Annotated in this window: 13 protein-coding genes; 4 read left to right on the plus strand and 9 right to left on the minus strand. The window is 67.5% G+C overall.

What is annotated here, in order from left to right; all coding sequences use genetic code 11:
* Positions 1-158: 158 nt before the first annotated feature.
* Positions 159-932 carry a PhzF family phenazine biosynthesis protein gene (locus tag ACTMTI_RS35310; RefSeq protein ID WP_441125021.1) on the minus strand — a complete coding sequence of 258 codons (774 nt, stop codon included), beginning with the start codon at positions 930-932 and terminating at the stop codon, positions 159-161.
* 168 nt (positions 933-1,100) lie between these two features.
* Between ACTMTI_RS35310 and ACTMTI_RS35315 the strand changes: the two genes are divergently transcribed.
* Positions 1,101-1,484 carry a cell division protein SepF gene (locus ACTMTI_RS35315; protein ID WP_441125022.1) on the plus strand — a complete coding sequence of 128 codons (384 nt, stop codon included), beginning with the start codon at positions 1,101-1,103 and terminating at the stop codon, positions 1,482-1,484.
* On the opposite strand, the gene ACTMTI_RS35320 is transcribed toward ACTMTI_RS35315, so the two are convergent.
* From ACTMTI_RS35320 to ACTMTI_RS35340, 5 genes are all read right to left on the minus strand, one after another.
* Complete coding sequence (locus ACTMTI_RS35320) at positions 1,481-2,812, minus strand: hypothetical protein (RefSeq protein ID WP_441125023.1); 1,332 nt, start codon at positions 2,810-2,812, stop codon at positions 1,481-1,483. The two genes, ACTMTI_RS35315 and ACTMTI_RS35320, sit on opposite strands and share 4 nt — an antisense overlap.
* A 120-nt stretch (positions 2,813-2,932) precedes the next feature.
* Positions 2,933-4,660: an arginine--tRNA ligase gene (gene argS, locus ACTMTI_RS35325; protein WP_441125024.1), complete on the minus strand. Its 1,728-nt coding sequence runs from the start codon at positions 4,658-4,660 to the stop codon at positions 2,933-2,935.
* Entirely contained in the window at positions 4,657-6,984 is a 2,328-nt protein-coding gene (locus ACTMTI_RS35330; RefSeq protein ID WP_441125025.1) for an HAD-IC family P-type ATPase, read from the minus strand. Before ACTMTI_RS35330 ends, argS begins: the two co-directional genes overlap by 4 nt.
* A gap of 66 nt (positions 6,985-7,050) precedes the next feature.
* Positions 7,051-8,070: a phosphate acyltransferase PlsX gene (plsX, locus tag ACTMTI_RS35335; RefSeq protein ID WP_441125026.1), complete on the minus strand. Its 1,020-nt coding sequence runs from the start codon at positions 8,068-8,070 to the stop codon at positions 7,051-7,053.
* 231 nt (positions 8,071-8,301) lie between these two features.
* Positions 8,302-8,859, minus strand: a complete 558-nt coding sequence (locus ACTMTI_RS35340; protein ID WP_441125027.1) for a DUF1707 SHOCT-like domain-containing protein — start codon at positions 8,857-8,859, stop codon at positions 8,302-8,304.
* Positions 8,860-9,037: 178 nt separating this feature from the next.
* Here ACTMTI_RS35340 and ACTMTI_RS35345 point away from each other — a divergent pair, with 178 nt between their 5' ends.
* Positions 9,038-10,354, plus strand: coding sequence for a KamA family radical SAM protein (locus ACTMTI_RS35345; protein WP_441125028.1), 1,317 nt, complete (start codon positions 9,038-9,040; stop codon positions 10,352-10,354).
* Between the two features lie 399 nt (positions 10,355-10,753).
* Complete coding sequence (locus tag ACTMTI_RS35350; RefSeq protein WP_441125029.1) at positions 10,754-11,620, plus strand: hypothetical protein; 867 nt, start codon at positions 10,754-10,756, stop codon at positions 11,618-11,620.
* Positions 11,621-12,198: 578 nt separating this feature from the next.
* Here the strand turns inward: ACTMTI_RS35350 and ACTMTI_RS35355 are convergent.
* The 3 genes from ACTMTI_RS35355 to ACTMTI_RS35365 all read right to left on the minus strand — a co-directional run bounded on the left by ACTMTI_RS35355 (position 12,199) and on the right by ACTMTI_RS35365 (position 14,564).
* On the minus strand, positions 12,199-12,372 hold the full coding sequence (locus tag ACTMTI_RS35355) for a hypothetical protein (protein WP_441125030.1): 174 nt from the start codon (positions 12,370-12,372) through the stop codon (positions 12,199-12,201).
* A gap of 415 nt (positions 12,373-12,787) precedes the next feature.
* The gene (locus ACTMTI_RS35360) at positions 12,788-13,654 is read right to left on the minus strand and encodes an ABC transporter ATP-binding protein (RefSeq protein ID WP_441125031.1); all 867 of its coding nucleotides are present in this window, start codon (positions 13,652-13,654) and stop codon (positions 12,788-12,790) included.
* The gene (locus ACTMTI_RS35365; protein ID WP_441125032.1) at positions 13,647-14,564 is read right to left on the minus strand and encodes an ABC transporter permease; all 918 of its coding nucleotides are present in this window, start codon (positions 14,562-14,564) and stop codon (positions 13,647-13,649) included. The genes ACTMTI_RS35360 and ACTMTI_RS35365 overlap by 8 nt, the downstream gene beginning before the upstream one ends.
* 473 nt (positions 14,565-15,037) lie before the next feature.
* Here ACTMTI_RS35365 and ACTMTI_RS35370 point away from each other — a divergent pair, with 473 nt between their 5' ends.
* Positions 15,038-16,675 carry a peptide ABC transporter substrate-binding protein gene (locus tag ACTMTI_RS35370; protein WP_441125033.1) on the plus strand — a complete coding sequence of 546 codons (1,638 nt, stop codon included), beginning with the start codon at positions 15,038-15,040 and terminating at the stop codon, positions 16,673-16,675.
* Positions 16,676-16,743: the final 68 nt, after the last annotated feature.

Here is a 16,743-nt window from a genome sequence, read left to right on the forward strand (position 1 = left end):
CCGGTAGATATGCGTTTCGCCGGTTCGTCCTTACCGAATGCTCACTGATCGTTCTCTCTGTGTTGACGATCCGTCGTGACAGTGGCGGCGTAAGGGAATGTATGGAGAATGTCCGAATTTGGGAGCGAAAAGCATGACGTCGGGGGGCAATTGCCTCATTAAAACTCGGGGTCCAGCAGGGTGCCGGAGAGTACGGTCACGGCGTGGCCCGCCAGGTGGACGCGGTCGCCGTCGACCGTTACCTGGACGAGACCGCCCCTGGTCGAGAGCTGTGCCCCCACCATCTCCGTCCGGCCGAGCTGCTCCCCCCAGTACGGGGCCAGGGCGCAGTGCGCCGAGCCCGTTACCGGGTCCTCGGGCACGCCGACGTTGGGTGCGAAGAAACGGGAGACGAAATCCGTCTTTGTGCCGCGTGCGGTGACGATGACGCCTCTCGCGTCCAGCGCCGTCAGTGCGGCGATATCGGGGGATAGGGACCGTACTGTTTCCGCCGACTCCATCTCGACAAGCAGGTCGAGATGGCTTTTTCCGGCCCGCACCGGAGTGGCACCGAGCGCTTTCTCCAGGCCGTCGGGAACGGGGATGGGGCGCACCGGCTTGGCCGGGAAATCCATGGTGATCCTGCCGTCGGGCAAGCGATTCACGGTAAGCGTGCCGCTGGCCGTCTGGAATTCGAGCCGGCCCGTCGCCGCGCCCGTCGAATAGAGCACGTGAGCCGTCGCGAGCGTGGCATGACCACAGAGCGTGACCTCGACCGACGGGGTGAACCAGCGGAGCGAATCGCCGAGCAGGAAGGCAGTCTCGGAGAGGTTCAGTTCGGCGGCTACGCTCTGCATCCAACTGTCAGTAACCGGAGAGTCCAGCAGGCAGACAGCGGCGGGATTACCCTGGAAAGCTGTGTCGGTGAAGGCGTCGACGGTGAAGAGGCGCATGGGGGCGATGCTATCCGGGGGGCGGATATCGAGCTGCAAGCGAGCTGCAAGCCGTACAAAATGGAATTAGGCCTGGGCGTGTCGCGTGGCGAATGCGTAATCGTCGGTTACCGTCCAATGTGTAGGGACGTGCCGATTACGGTGAGTTCCTGAGGAAAGGACAAGCCGATGGGGGCAGTGCGCAAGGTGGTGAGCTACCTTGGCCTGAGCGGGGTCGATCACTACGACGAGGGCTATGACGACGACGAGCAGTACGAGGACGAGTACGTCCCCGCGACCGAGCGGGCCGCCAAGCGATGGCGCGCGAACGTCGACTCCTCACGCATCGTGATGGTTCAGCCGCTCAAGTACAACGACGCACCGTTGATCGGTCAGCACTTCCGTGACGGCCAGACGGTGATCATGGATGTCTCTGGCATGGCGATGCCCGAGGCGACGAGGATGGTTGACTTCGCCGCCGGGCTGGCCTTTGGGTGCGAAGGGCGGATCGAGCGCATCGCCGACCGTGTCTTCCTGCTCGCACCGGCTCATGTAGAGATCGAAACGACCTAAGCAGCGCGCGGGCCGCGACGGATCAGCCGGGTCAGCTCGGCTGCGTCGTCGGCGGCCTGTTCCGCGCGTGCGTCCGCTTCGCGGGCGTACGCGTGCAGCGCCCACACCGCCCCCTCGGCCAGCTCCTTCAGCTCGCTGACCTGGGTCGCCACGTATTGGGCGTCGGATTCGACGAGCTTGCGGCGCTGCCAGAGCTGCCAGCCGGCCAGGCCGATCATGGCCACACCCGCCGCCGCGAGCAGGCTGCTGGCGAACACCGCGCCGACGAGGGCCGCGACACCGGCCACGATCAGCACCATCGCGGCCCATGGGCGGGGGCGCGGCACGAAACCGTCGGTGACGATGGCGGTTTCGGCCGCGGCCAGCGATGACGGCTCGGGACCATCGGGCCGCAGGTGGATGCGGTGGCCGAGCAGCGGCACGGTGAGCGTGTCGGGCGGCTCCAGGCGACTGTCGGCCTCCAGCTCCTCGGCCACTCCGCGCAGGATCGGCGCCGCCACGTGCAGGGCGATCGCCGCCAGGTGCGGGTCGGCGCCCGGGCGCAGGTCATCGAGCAAGTACGTGCCCAGCGAGGCCATCGGGCCGGCCGGGCCGCCCAGGCCGATCAGCGAGCGCAGCACGGCGAGCGGCTCGTCCTCGGCCCATGTCGCAGCCGGGCTGGCCGTGCTGTTGTCGAGCGGCGCGGCGGGGCGGTGCTCCGACTGCCGGGCCGAGGTGATCTCCGCGCACCGCTCGCGCAGTCTGGCCAGCCGGTCGGCCGCCATCGCTGGTCTGGCGAGCTCGGGGATCTCCGCCATCTCAGGAAAGTCGATCAGCGACGGCGGCACCACGACCGACGGTTCGCCCGGTATGAGCGCTTGCACCCACTGCTCGGGGTCGGTGTGCTCGGACACGGCCAGGGCGTCGAGCTTGCGCAGGACGAAGATCTTGCCGGCGGGGCCGTACGCGCCTCTGGCGGCGGCCAGCCACAGCGAGCGCTGACCGTGGGTGACCGGCTGGTCGAGCGACAGTTCGCCGAAGGCGGTGCCCAGCCAGGAGGCGTGAATGCGGCTGCCCTGACCGGAGACGGCCAGGGCCAGGCACAGGAAGAGGGCGGTCCGCTGCTGGTCACGGCCGGCCGCCCGGCTCAGCGGCTCGAGCGGGTCCTCGCCGGCGAGTATGGCGACCAGGGCTTCGACGGCCGGGGGCAGCCAGTAGCCGGATATGTCGCTGAAGCCCGGAGCGGCGGGAGGCGCGGCGCCCTTGGCGGCGAGGTGCGCCAGCAGCGCCTCGGCGTAGCGATGCAACTCCGTCGCTGCTTGGGGGCTCGCTGTCAGGTCCGTGCTCAAGGCAGAAAACTCCCCCATTTCGGCCTCAGTTCATGACCGCGTAAAGCCTAGCCGCTGGGGCGCGCCAACCCGGTGGAGGCGCGCCCACGACGGAACGGGACCTTTGAGCCAACTGCCTGTTTACATGCGCTCCGGGACGGGGACTCCCAGAAGGTTGAGCCCGGTCTCCAGCACGCGCAGTGTCAGCGCGCAAAGGGCCAGGCGGGAGGCCCGGGTGTCCGGGTCGACGCCTTCTTTGAGCACCGGGCACTGCTCGAAGAAGTCGGTGAAGGCCGCGGCGGTGGCGTAGATGAACGCGCACAGCCGATGCGGCTCGCTCGTCGCGGTCGTCTGCTCCACCACCGCGCCGAATCCGAGCAGTTGGAGGGCCAGGGCGCGCTCGGCCGCCTCGGTGAGCACGATGGGCCCGGTGGCCGTGGCGGGGTCCACGTCGCCCCTGCGGAAGATGGAGCGGATCCGCGCCTGGGCGTACTGCAGGTAGGGGGCGGTGTTGCCGTTGAAAGCGAGCATGCGGTCGAAGTCGAGGACGTACTCGCTGTCGTGGCTGACCGACAAGTCGGCATATTTCACTGCGCCGATGCCGACCGCGTGCGCGATCTCCCGCTGCATCGCGTCGTCGTAACCCCGGTCGGCGATCGCGGCCGTGGCCCGGTCGATGGCCTCCTGGAGCAGGTCCATCAGCTTGACGGACTCGCCGGAGCGGGTCTTGAACCGGCGCCCGTCCTTGCCCAGCATCATGCCGATCTGGATGTGCTCCGCCGAGACCGCCTCAGGCAGCCAGCCCGCCATCCGCGCCGCGGCGAACACCATCCGGAAGTGCAGCGCCTGTTCGGAGCCCACGACGTAGAGGATGCGGTCGGCCTTGAGGTCGTGGACGCGGTAGCGGATGGCCGCCATGTCCGTGGTCGCGTAGCCGTAGCCGCCGTCGCTCTTTCTGATGATGAGCGGCAGCGGCTTGTCGTCGGAGCCGGTGAAGCCGGGCGGGAACACGCACAGCGCGCCCTCGCTGACCACCGCGGAGCCCGACGACTCCAGGTCGGCGCAGGCCTTTTCGAGCATCGCGTTGTACATGCTCTCGCCGGCGATGTCGTCGTCGGTCAGCGTGACGCCGAGCAGCTGGTAGACCTTGTTGAAGTAGCGGATGGTCGCGTCCATGAAGACGTGCCAGAGCCGTATCGTGGTGGGGTCGCCGCCCTGGAGCGTGGTCACCCGCGCGCGGGCGCGCTGCTTGAACTCCGGGTCGTTGTCGAACTTGGTCCGCGCCGCCTGGTAGAACTCCGTGCCCATGCCGGCTTCGAGCTGCGCGACCGCGGTCTCCTCGCCGATGTCCAGCAGGTGCTCGATGAGCATGCCGAACGGCGTGCCCCAGTCGCCCAGGTGGTTTTGCCTGATCACGGTGTTGCCGAGGTGCTCGTGCAGCCGGACCAGCGAGTCGCCGACGATCGTCGTGCGCAGGTGACCGACGTGCATCTCCTTGGCCGCGTTGGGGGCGGAATAGTCGATCACCACGGTCTGCGACGGCGCGATCGTGCCGACGCCGAGCCGCGGGTCGGCCAGCATCCGCCGGGCCTCGGACTCGATCCACGAGTCGTCGAGGGTGATGTTGAGGAAGCCGGGGCCGCTGACCTCCACAGTGCCGGGGAAGTCCGACAGCTCCGTCTTGATCGCCTCGGCGACCTCCCGCGGGGACCGTCGCAGCCGCTTGGCCAGGCTCATCGCGACGTTCGCCTGGAAGTCGGCGAACTGGGAGGGCCGGATCAGCGGGTCTGCGTCGGCGTGCTCCGCGCCGAACGCGTTAGCCAGCGCCTGCTGGACGCGCGAGGTGAGCGCTATCTGCGGGTCGGTCATGTTCTAAGCGTACCGGCGACCTTCACCGCGATGCTGATCGCCGCGGCCGCTGCGACCGCGATGCCGACGGCGATCAGCTCGTTGCGGATGCCGCCCGGTTCGAGCGCGAAGAACGCCCTGACGAACGGCAGCGTCAGCCCGATCCCGAACGCCACCGCCATGGACCCGACCAGGGCCACCCGCCACCAGTTGAGCGGTCTGGCGATCAGCACGAGCACCCACCACGTGGTGAGGAACAGCGCGATCACCGCCGCCGTCTGGTCCTGGACGAGGGTGGAGGTCTTGCTGTGCGCGGCCCAGAACGACAGCAGCACCGCGACCGCGCACAGCACCCCGGCGGGGACGGCGAAACGCAGCACCCGGGGCACGAACCCCGGCCGGGATCGCTCCAGCGTGGGTGCGAGCGCGAGGAACAACGCCGGGATGCCGATGGTCAGGGCGTTCACCAGGGTCGAGTGGCGCGGCGCGAACGGGAACATCACCCCGGCCACCCCCACGACCATCGACAGCACGATCGCGTAGAAGGTCTTGGTGAGGAACAGGTTGGCGACCCGCTCGATGTTGGCCAGCACCCGCCGGCCCTCGCCCACGACGTGCGGCAGCGTCGCGAACTTGTCGTCCAGCAGCACCACCTGCGCGACCGCCTTGGTCGCCGGGCTGCCCGCGCCCATCGCGATGCCCAGGTCGGCGTCCTTGAGCGCGAGCACGTCGTTGACGCCGTCGCCGGTCATGGCCACGGTGTGTCCGCGGGCCTGCAGGGCGGTGACGAACTGGCGCTTCTGCTGGGGACTGACGCGGCCGAAGACGGCGTGGGAGTCCAGCAGTTCGCCGAGCTTGTCCTGGTCGTCTTCGGGGAGGATCCTGGCGTCGATCGAGCGGTGGCCGTCGGGGATCCCCAGGCTGGTGGCGATCGCGGAGACCGCCTCGGGGTTGTCGCCGGAGATCACCTTGACCGTCACGCCCTGCTTGGCGAAGTAGCGCAGGGTCTCCTGGGCGTCGGGTCTGATGCGCTGCTTGAGTGTGACCAGCGCGACCGGCTCTAAGGCCGCGTGGCCGGGGTCGGTGGCCGCGTGGCCGTGGTCCGTGGTGGACGGGCGGCCGGGTGTGCTGCCGTTGGCCGTCGCGGGGAGGGTGTCGGCGCGGCAGAGGGCCAGGACGCGGGCGCCGGTGGCGGCCAGCTCTGCGGCCCTGTCGTAGCCGTCGCCGCCGTCGAGCAGTACGTCCGGCGCCCCCAGCACCCAGGTGCCGTGCTCGCCGAAGTCGGCCCCGCTCCACTTGCGCGCCGAGGAGAACGGCACGGTCTCGCGGGCGGCCCAGCCGTCCCCGGCGGCGGGGTAGCGTGCCCGGATGGCCTGGGCGGTGGCGTTCGGCTGGTCGTCGAGGTTGGCCAGCGCGGCCAGCGCCGCGTCGACGGGCCGGTCGTCGCGCAGCGGCAGCACCTCGTCGAGTTCCATGCCGCCGGCGGTGAGCGTGCCTGTCTTGTCCAGGCAGAGCACGTCCACCCTGGCCAGGCCTTCGATCGCGGGCAGCTCCTGGACCAGGCACTTGCGCCGGCCCAGGCGGATGACGCCGACCGCGAACGCGATCGAGGTCATCAGCACCAGGCCCTCGGGGATCATGGTGACGATGCCCGCGACCGCGCCGGTGATCGCGGTGCCGAAGTCGACCGAGTTGCTGACCTGGCTGTAGATCAGCAGGGCACCGATCGGGATGACGAGCCAGGTGATGTATTTGATGAAGTTCGCCACGCCGGCGCGGAGCTCGGAATGCGCGAGGTGGAACTTGCTGGCCTCTTCCGCCAGTTTGACCGCGTACGCGTCGGTGCCGACCTTCGTGGCCACGAACGCGCCCGCGCCCGCCACCGCGAAGCTGCCCGACAGGACCTGGTCGCCCACCCGCTTGTGCACGGGGTCCGCCTCGCCGGTCAGCAGGGACTCGTCCACCTCCAGCCCGTCGGACTGGACCACCTCGCCGTCGACCAGCAGGCGGTCACCGGAGCCGAGCAGGATCAGATCGCCCAGCACCACCTGGCGAGGCGGGATCTCCTGCTCTCTGCCGTCGCGCCGGACCCTGACGGGCGCCTCGTTGATCACCGCGAGCTTGTCGAGCGTACGTTTGGCGCGCACCTCCTGAACGATGCCGATCAACGCGTTGGCCACGATCACCAGCCCGAACAGGCTGTCCTGCCACTCGCCGAAGATCAGGATCAGCGCCCAGAGCACGCCGATGACGAAGTTGAACAGCGTGAGGACGTTCGCCCTGATGATCGCGCTCAGCGACCTGCTCGACCGGCGCGGAACGTCGTTGGTCTTCGCCCTTGCCACCTCAGCCAAGGTGAGCCCGTCCACATAAGCCCCCGTTTCTGTGGATCGGTGTCACAGACTAAGGGCTCACCACAGTCTGTGGGAGCGTTGTGTGGCCGCCATTCTGTCCCCGATTCCGGACACGATCCCTCCCGCGGACAGATCGGCCGCGAGCTTGCAGGCCGCGCTGATCGCCGGCGCCCTGGAGGCGCCGTGGGCGATGACGACGGTGCCGTTCAGGCCGAGCAGCACGGCCCCGCCGTACGCCTCCGCGTCGAGCCGGCGGCGCAGCTCCCGGATGCGCGAGCGCTGCAGGACGGCGCCCAGCCGGGCCATCCTGCTGTCGTCGATGGTCCGCCTGAGCTCGGCGAGCGCGTAGCGCACCGTGCCTTCCATGGTCTTCAGCGCCACGTTGCCGGTGAACCCGTCGGTGACGATCACGTCCACCTTGCCGGTCAGCAGGTCGTGGCCCTCGACGTTGCCGGTGAACTGGATGCCGGGGGAGCCCTGCAACAGCTCGTAGGCGCGTTTGACGAGCTTGTTGCCCTTCTCGGCCTCGCTGCCGATCGTGAGCAGGCCGACTCTCGGGTCCGCGACGTCGTAGGCCTGCTGGGCGTAGGCCGTACCCAGATGGGCGAACTGCACCAGCATCTCCGGCTTGGCGTCGGCGTTCGCGCCCGCGTCCAGGAGCAGGGTCGGCTTGGGCTGTGTGGGGAGGGCGACCGCTATCGCCGGTCTGAGCACGCCTTGTTGCGCCTTGAGGCGGAGCCTGCCGGTGGCCACGATGCCTGCCGTGGAGCCCGCGGACACGATCGCGCTCGCGTCGCCGCGGCGTACGAGGTGGCAGGCGACCGCGATGCTGGAACGCGGGCGGCGCAGGCTGGCCAGCGCGCCCTCGTCCATCGACAGCGCCTCCTCGGCCCGTACGATCGGGATCTCCTTGGTGGCGTCATGGTCGGCGAGCGCCTCGTAGAGCACGCGGGGGGAGCCGACGAGCACGATGGGCAGGCCGCGCTCACGAACGGCGTGCACGGCTCCCGCCACGATCTCGTGCGGTGCGTGGTCGCCGCCCATGGCGTCGAGCGCGATGGGCCTGCTGCTGGACAATGATCACCTCGTACGGCATCGAGCCCGCCGTCACGGCTTGGCCGGAACGCGGGCTCGGCATGTCCGCATCGTAGGCAAGGCAGGTGCCAGGTTAACCGGCGGGTAGGCCCTCTTGGTTCCCGCCAGCGTGGCTTCCACTCCCGGCCCGCTGCATCGCGCACCGGGACGGGCGTCTGCCGGGCGGAATCCGGTGCGATCTCAGGGCTCGTTGCCGGCGGGAGGGCTGTACTGTCAGTGGAGGTTCCAGTCGTCCATTCCGCGGGACACGATCACCTTTGAGAACTTCGACTTGCCCGTCACCCTGATCAGCGGCCCGTCCGCTTGGGAGCCGCCCGTCACATTGCGCTTGCCGAAGACCGAGCCCCCTTCGTCGATCACATGGGCGTTGTCGGGAACCCGCACGATCAGCTTGCTGAACTGCGTGTCCGTCTCGATGGTGATCTCGCGCCCCGGCAGCACGGCCTCCGACAGGTCGATGATGAGGGCCCCGAAGCGCGCGGACAGCTTGGTGTGCCGGGAGGCCACCCAGCGCCCCTTGCGGACGATCTTACTGAAGTTCGAACTGATCACCTGCCGCTCAATGGTGGCGGGCACGTTGGATACCGACATCTCGGGCAGGTCCCGAGTGAGGGGGACGAGTTCGCCGACCGTCTTCGCCGTATAGGCGACCTCGAGGCGGTCCGCGTGTTCGACGCTGGTGAGTCTTCCCGTGGCGAGAGCCTCGCCGAGCACCGCGGCCACGCGGTCGCGGTCGGCGTCTGAGGCGCGCAGGTCCAGATCATCGGTCACGATAAATGAGTGTATGCCGAAACGCGATATGTCGCGAGTGTCGGTGAACCTGAGGGAAAACTTGGAGCCGAGTGGAACCAGTGACGCGGGTGGACGCGTCCGGGTATTAAGAACCGTAGACGCGCGACAGGGTCGTGAGGTTTACACCCGATCGAACAAAAAAGATGGGAAAGGCCTAGTGATCTTGAACCAGGCAGGCACACGGCGCTTCAAGGCGTACACGTCCAAGCACCTCGACGAGCTCCTGCAGCGTGCGGGGCTCGGCGACGAGGAGCGGCTGAAGGTCCGTGCCGTCGCCACGGTGCTGCCGTTCCGGACGAACGCCTACGTCGTGGATGAACTCATAGATTGGTCGGCTGCGCCCGACGACCCCATATACCGGCTGGTCTTCCCTCAGGAGGACATGCTTCCCGCCACCGACGTCGCCAGGCTGGCCGACCTGCTGAAGGCGGAGGCGCCGAACGCCGAGATCCAGGCCGAGGCCAACCGAGTGCGTGCTCAGCTCAACCCGCATCCAGCGGGCCAGAAGGAGCTCAACGTCCCGAAGATCGGCGACGAGTCGGTGCCGGGCATGCAGCACAAATATCACGAAACCGTGCTGTTCTTTCCCAAGCAGGGCCAGACCTGTCATGCCTACTGCACGTACTGCTTCAGATGGGCGCAGTTCGTCGGCGACGCGGACCTGAAGTTCGCCTCCGACGACATCGGCCAGATGGTTTCCTATATTCGCCAGCATCCCGAGGTCACCAGCGTCCTGATCACCGGTGGCGACGCCATGATCATGGGTGAGCCGGTCATCAGGCGATATATCGAGCCGCTCCTGGGTCTCGAGCAGCTCGAGTCCATCAGGATCGGCACCAAGGCGCTGGCCTACTGGCCGCAGCGCTTCACCACCGACCCCGACGCGGACGCCACGCTCGGGCTCTTCGAGGAGGTGGTGAACGCCGGCAAGAACCTCGCGTTCATGGCCCACTTCACGCACCCGCGCGAGCTGGAGTCGCCGCTGGTCGAGTCGGCCGTCAAGCGCATCATCGGCAGCGGCGCCACGATCAGGACCCAGGCGCCGCTGATCAGGTCCATCAACGACGATCCCGCCGTGTGGTCCTCCATGTGGCGGCAGCAGCACCGGATGGGGATGATCCCCTACTACATGTTCGTTGAACGCGACACCGGGCCGCAGGACTATTTCGCGGTGCCACTGGCTCGGGCGTACGAGATCTTCAGGGACGCCTACTCGTCCGTCTCCGGCCTCTGCCGGACCGTCCGCGGTCCGTCGATGTCGGCCACGCCGGGCAAGGTGTGCGTCGACGGGGTCACCGAAATCGCGGGGGAGCAGGTCTTCATGCTCCACTTCATCCAGGCCCGCGACCCCGCGCTGGTGGGCCGGCCGTTCTTCGCACGCTACGACCCGACGGCCGTGTGGCTGACGGATCTGCGTCCGGCCTTCGCCGACCGTTTTCCGTTCGAGCCGGCCGAAGCACTGCTCCCGGTCTGATCCGTCGCGCGCGTCCAACGCGACCTGGAAAATCCACGCTCCCGGCCCGTGACATTTGATTTCACGATCTCTTTGTCACGGGCCGGCGGGCTGCTCGGGGGCGGCCGCGTACGCACCATGAAGCATCAGCGCAATATCAGAAACAAGACCCTCCTATTTCCCGTTTTGTCTTCCGCGCAACGCCTCCCCTCGCTCGGTAACCGGGCTGCAAACCCCTGCTACATGGGAATTCATGCGCCTGCGGCCGATCACGGTGAGTGGTAGAACTGCTTGCGTAGCTCAGCCGTGACGGCACGCTTCGTGTGGTGCCCATAGCGCGTACGCCACGGCATACGGGGGTTATCGATTCGCATTTCCACCGCTTTCGAGAGCGATCGATCACGAGCCGGGAAGGCAATCATGAATCGAGTAGTCAAGACGGCGGTCGCCGTCACAGCATTCGGCTTGGCGGCGGCTTTGGCCGTGCCGGCTCAAGCGGAAGTTCAATACGACACCGCCAGGTACGAAGGCCCGGGCGGGGGCACCAACGAGGGAAGCACCCAGATCGGCGGCCTGTTCGGCGCCGGCCTGCTGAACGGCCTGTTCGGCGGCATCGCCGCAAGCAAGCTGGGCGGTGCCATAGCCGGCCAGCAGCCGGCCGAGGCCGCGCGGGGTCTCACCGAGGCCGAGCTGGACGCGCTTTCCGAGAACCAGCGGCAGCCGGGCTCGACCACCACGCCCAACGCCGCCGAGGACGTCACCAGGACCGGCGGGCCGCTGCCCGAGCTGTCGCCGATCGTCGGCGGCTTCGGGTTCGGCGGGGGCGGCCTGACCGAGTCGCTGCCCGTGCTGTCGGGCGCGGCGCGCGTGGCGCAGCCGGCGACGCCGTCGGTCAAGGCCGGCAAGCGGGGACGGAACGAGGCCGCCGCCGACGCCACGACCATGCGCGGCGCCGCCAAGGGCGTCGAGTCCCTGTCGGCTGACACCGTCGTGGCCGGCCTCGCCCAAGCGGCCGGCCGCGCCCTGCCGCACGCCTCGCGCGGCGAGCTGTCCCCGCTGGTCGGGCAGGTGGCCCCCGCCGAGATGGCGCCGGTCGTCGAGGCGCTGCCGGGCAGCGTCCAGGCCGCCTCTTTTGACGAGCTCACCCCGCTCGTCAAGGGCACCGCCAGCTTCGTCTCGGCCAACGGGACCAAGGCCACCGGCTCCTACAGCGACGTGATCGCCGCTCTTGGCTGGACCACCGAGGGGCTGACAAGCTCGGTGCGGGGCTCCTGGGTTCGCGACTAGGACGCGAACCCGGCGCGATCGAACGTGGCTCGCCGGACGGTTCGCGGGCGTCATAGGTGCCGACGTCCCAGCCGTGATGGAGAGGCGACCGTGTTCGCGCGCCCTGGATGTCCCCTGACGGCGTGTTCCCCGTGGTAGGGATCCCACGCGAGGGACGCCGTCGCACCGACGCGGCAGGGCCGGAGCGCTCACAGGTGCCGGGCGCCCAGGCACTGGCGCGTGGGGCGCGCTCGCATACGCCGCCATCGCAGGGCAGTGGCAGCGAGCGCCCCCATTAAAATCGCCATATTTTACGCGGTGCCGTGGCTGGCCACCCGCCGCACTTCGGCTGATGGCCCTCCAGGAAACGGCCTCTGACCCGGGTGAAGTGCCCATTTTTTACGCGGTGCCGTGGCTGGCCACCCGCCGCACTCCGGCTGATGGCCCTCCAGGGAAACGGCCTCTGACCCTTCACCGGCTGAGCGCCGTTACGGTGCCGGAGGTTCTCGGCCCTCTAAGGCTGACATGTCGGCCGTGGGCGTGAGGTCAACGTGTTGTCCATGCGTGCATGACGCCCGTCCGGGCCGATCGGACGCCTCTCAGGGGAGGCGGACGCCGGTGCGGCGGGCTATTTGGGCTTGCAGTCTGGCCATCTGCCAGTGCAGCTCGATGAGCTGCTCAGCGAGCTGCATCCGTGGAATCTCGGACACGTCCTCGGTGTCCAGGTGGTCGATCGCGGCCGACAGCTCTCCCATCGCGCTCCCCCACTCCATCACCGTTCCTCGGCTCGAATTGACGTTCGAATCCTATCGCAACGGCCTACTCGCTGTCAGTCATTCGCCACAGGGGTCGCCGGCGTTTCGCACACGGGATCGAATGCTGCGCGGAAGAAGGCCGACCAAAACCACGGACCGGGCCAGCGTGGGCTCGCGTAACGGCGCTCAGCCGGTGAAGGGTCAGAGGCCGTTTCTGGAGGGCCGGCAGCCGTCTACGGCGGGTGGTAGGCCGCGGCAACGCGTAACAGATGGGCACTTCGCCCCGGTCAGAGGCCGTTTCCCTGGAGGGCCATCAGCCGTCTACGGCGGGTGGTAGGCCACGGCACCGCGTAACAGATGGGCACTTCGCCCGGGTCGGAGGCCGCTTCCTGGAGGGCTGTCGGCGCCGCTAAAGTATAAGGATCTTGCTGAATCAGCCCTTGTTGTAGGCGGCGATGACTTCCTTCGGGTCGCCGTCCATTTTGATCTTGCCCTTGTGCAGCCAGATCACCCGGTTGCAGGTCTCCTCGATGACCCTGAGGTCGTGGGCCACGAGGAAGACGGTGCCGGCCGATTCGCGGATCTCGCGGATGCGCTGCTCGCTCTTCTTGCGGAACTCGCGGTCGCCGGTGGCCAGGGCCTCGTCGATGAGCAGGACGTCGTGGGTCTTGGCGGAGGAGATGGCGAAACGCAGGCGGGCGCCCATGCCGGAGGAGTAGGTGGACATGGGCAGCTGGACGAACTCATCGATGCCGGAGAAGTCGACGATCTCCTGGTATTTCTCCCGGACCTCGGCCGGCGTCATGCCCATGGCGTAGCAGCCGAGGACGATGTTGCGCTCACCCGTCAGCTCCCGCATGAGCGCCGCGTTGACGCCGAGCAGCGAGGGCTGGCCGTCGGTGTAGACGGCGCCCTGGTGCGGCGGCAGCAGGCCCGCGATGGCCCGCAGCAGCGTGGACTTGCCCGAGCCGTTGCGGCCCACGATGCCGATGGCGTCGCCGTGGTAGGCCACGAACGTCACGCCCTTGACGGCGTGGACCTCTTTCATCTGCGGACGGCCCTGGCGCTTCAGAATGCGCGTGAGGGCGTTGACCGCGTTGCCCTTCTCGGCTTCCGAGGCCGCGCCGAAGACGCGGTAGACGATGTGGAGGTCGTCGACGATGACGGTCGGAGTGCCCGTGGGGACGTCCAGTGGCCGCTTGCTCGATGGCTCCGGGTTGGGATGCACGCGCACATCCTTGCCGGGTACGGCGGGCTTCTCGCCGTTCACCTGTGACAGCTCCTTGGTCAACTCAGCCACGCCCGTACCTCTCCTCGGCCCGCCAGAAGTACCAGAAGCCGAATCCGAGAGCAAACACCGCCCAGAATACGCAAGACATCCAGACCATCGGCGGGGCGGGATGCTTCTCGATGAGGATGTCACGCATCCACTCGATGTAGGAGGCCGCCGGGTTGAGGTACATCACGTTGGCGACCCACTGGGGGAGCCCCGCACTCTCGACGACCTTCTCCTGGATGGAGAAGAACACGCCCGAGGCGTAGAGCCAGGTGCGCGTGATGAACGGCAGCAGCTGGTTGAGGTCGCGCATGGAGGCGCCCATCCGGGCCATCACCAGGCCCGCGCCGACGTTGAACAGCGTCTGCAGGAGCAGGACCACCGGCATCATCAGCCACATCAAGGTGGGGACTTCGCCGGTGAAGAGCACGATCACCACCAGGACACCCATGGAGATGACCAGCTGCTGGAGCTCCTGGATGGTGTAGGCCAGTGGCAGCGCCGCCCGGGGGAAGTGCAGGGCCCGGATCATCGACAGGTTGCCCGAGATCGACTTCGCGCCCGCGGTGACCGTCCGCTGCGTGTAGGTGAAGACGAACATCCCGGTCAGCAGGAACGCGACGTAGTTGTGGACGTTGCCCTTGCCGCCCAGGATGAGGCCGAACATCACGTAGTAGATCGCGGCGTTGAGCAGGGGAGTCAGCACCTGCCACAGCTGCCCGAGCGCCGAGCTGGAGTATTTCGAGACGTTGCGGGAGGTCGCGTACGTCAGGATGAAGTGTCGCCGCTCCCATAGCTGGCGCATGTAGACAGGGAACCTCGGCCGCGCGATGGCACGGCGAAGTCCGTATCTCTTGGCGAGCTTGGCCAGCGGCTCCTGCCCGCTTCGGCCGCCCGCCTGGGCGTCCGCGACAGCGGATTCCGGCTGGCTCATGGCATGGACTCTATTGGATCCCGGTCGGTGGGGTGCCTGCCGCAGGGCTCTGCGACAGTCAGTTGGACGGTGTCTCGGGGCGCCGGGTTCCAAGGCGCCGTCAAGACCTGCTCAACCGTAGCCCAGCTAGGCGCGCTGTGGTGGCAAGGGCACGAGCACTCTCCTGTAGGGGGTACTTTTCATCGACTGTTCAGACTATGGATCGCCCATTGGGGCGGGGGTTTGAACTGTTTGCCACTTACCGGGCTCTACGTCTATGACGCTGGATTGGCACACGTGTGACCGAACTGCAACGCGCCAGAGACACCCCGGTGGCAAGTAGTAAGAGATAGTCGCGATCGACTGGCAGGGCGACGGCTGGTTTGACTATGTCAGCCAAATCCGGGGGGGATACCAGGACTCCCCCGTCAGGCTGCTCCTATCTTTGCAGCTCAGCGCTTACGCCCACCTGTAGAGGGAGGAATTCTTTCACCATGCGTGTTACTAAGGGCGCACAGACCGTCGCCGGTATCGCGCTGCTCGCCCTCGCGGTTGCCGCGTGTGGCGGCGGTGCCTCGGAAACTGGCGGCACTGCCGCGGGCGGCGGAGAAACGCCGGTCCGCATGGAGCTCGGTGAGCCCCAGGAGCTTTTGGTCCCGTCCAACACCACTGAGTCCGAAGGTGCTGAGACCCTCGCCGCTCTGTTCGAGCCGCTCGTCAACTACGACGAGAACAAGAACGCCGTTGAGGCCGCGGCAGAGTCGATCACGAGTGACGACCAGAAGGTCTGGACGATCAAGCTGAAGCCCAACTACACCTGGCACAACGGTGAGCCGCTGATCGCGCAGAACTACGTGGACGCGTGGAACTACGCCGCCAACCAGGAGAACGCGCAGAGCGCCGGCTACTTCTTCAGCCGCGTCGACGGCTACGCCGACCTCAACCCGGGCGCGGGCAAGCCGGTCGCCTCGAAGACCATGAAGGGCCTCAAGGCCGTCGACGACACGACGCTGCAGGTCACCCTCACGGCGCCGTTCTCGCAGTTCAAGGTCATGCTCGGCTACACCGCGTTCTACCCGCTGCCCAAGGCCGCCTTCGGCCCCGACGGCAAGGTGACGCAGGCGTACGGTGAGCAGCCCATCGGCCAGGGTCTGTTCAAGATGGACAAGCCCTACAAGAAGGGCACCGACCAGACCATCGACATGTCGGTGTACGACAAGTACCCGGCTCAGAAGCCGAAGGGCTGGACCAAGCTCCAGTTCAAGCTCTACACCGACTCGGACGTCGCGTTCAACGACCTCCAGGCCAACAACCTCGACATCCACGACTCGCTCAGCCCGGCCGCGATCTCCACGGCCAAGGCCACCCTGGGCGAGCGCTACCAGGACCAGCCGGACGCCGGCGTCGGCTACATCGGCGTTCCGCTCAAGTACAACCCCGAGCTGAACAACGTCGACATCCGCAAGGCCATCTCGATGGCCATCGACAGGAAGACCATCGCCGAGACGGTCTTCTCGGGCACCCGGTCGCCGGCCGACGACTTCATCAACCCGGCTATCGCGGGCTACCGCGCGGGCGCCTGCAAGGCGTGCACGTACAACCCGGCCGAGGCCAAGAAGCTGTACGACGCCGCCGGCGGCCCCAAGACGCTCGAGCTCGGCTACAACGCCGACGGCGGCCACAAGGAGTGGATGGAGGCTGTGGCCAACAACCTCCGTTCCAACCTGGGCATCGACGCCACCGTCAAGCCGTTCGAGAAGTTCAAGGCCATCCTCGACGAGTTGGACGCCAAGAAGTACAAGGGCCTGTTCCGCATGGGCTGGGCCATCGACTACCCGTCGGCGGAGAACTACCTGTCGCCGATCTTCAGCACCGGCGCCGCGGTGACCGGTTCGAACTACGGTGGCTACTCCAACAAGAAGTTCGACGACCTGATCGCCAAGGGTGACCAGGCTGCGACCGTCGAAGAGGGCCTCAAGTTCTACCAGCAGGCCGATGACATCCTCAACGAGGAACTGCCGTACATCCCGGTGTACTTCTACCGGAACAACTCCGGCTACTCGACCAAGGTCAAGAACGTCAAGATCAACCTGCTCAACCAGGTCGAGTGGGCTGACGTCGAGAAGGTCTGACGGTTTGTTCGCAGGGGCGGGCGCGGCGCGCCCGCCCCTGCAGGGCCAGCGAAAAGGCGGCTCTTCGG

Origin of the sequence: Nonomuraea sp. H19, assembly GCF_052068215.1 — a bacterium.
Taxonomy (GTDB): domain Bacteria; phylum Actinomycetota; class Actinomycetes; order Streptosporangiales; family Streptosporangiaceae; genus Nonomuraea.

Coding starts and splice junctions, on each gene's coding strand:
- ACTMTI_RS35310 (WP_441125021.1), bottom strand. CDS start 932: ATGCGCCTCTTCACCGTCGACGCCTTCACCGACACAGCTTTCCAGGGT.
- ACTMTI_RS35315 (WP_441125022.1), top strand. CDS start 1,101: ATGGGGGCAGTGCGCAAGGTGGTGAGCTACCTTGGCCTGAGCGGGGTC.
- argS (WP_441125024.1), bottom strand. CDS start 4,660: ATGACCGACCCGCAGATAGCGCTCACCTCGCGCGTCCAGCAGGCGCTG.
- ACTMTI_RS35350 (WP_441125029.1), top strand. CDS start 10,754: ATGAATCGAGTAGTCAAGACGGCGGTCGCCGTCACAGCATTCGGCTTG.
- ACTMTI_RS35355 (WP_441125030.1), bottom strand. CDS start 12,372: ATGGAGTGGGGGAGCGCGATGGGAGAGCTGTCGGCCGCGATCGACCAC.
- ACTMTI_RS35365 (WP_441125032.1), bottom strand. CDS start 14,564: ATGAGCCAGCCGGAATCCGCTGTCGCGGACGCCCAGGCGGGCGGCCGA.
- ACTMTI_RS35370 (WP_441125033.1), top strand. CDS start 15,038: ATGCGTGTTACTAAGGGCGCACAGACCGTCGCCGGTATCGCGCTGCTC.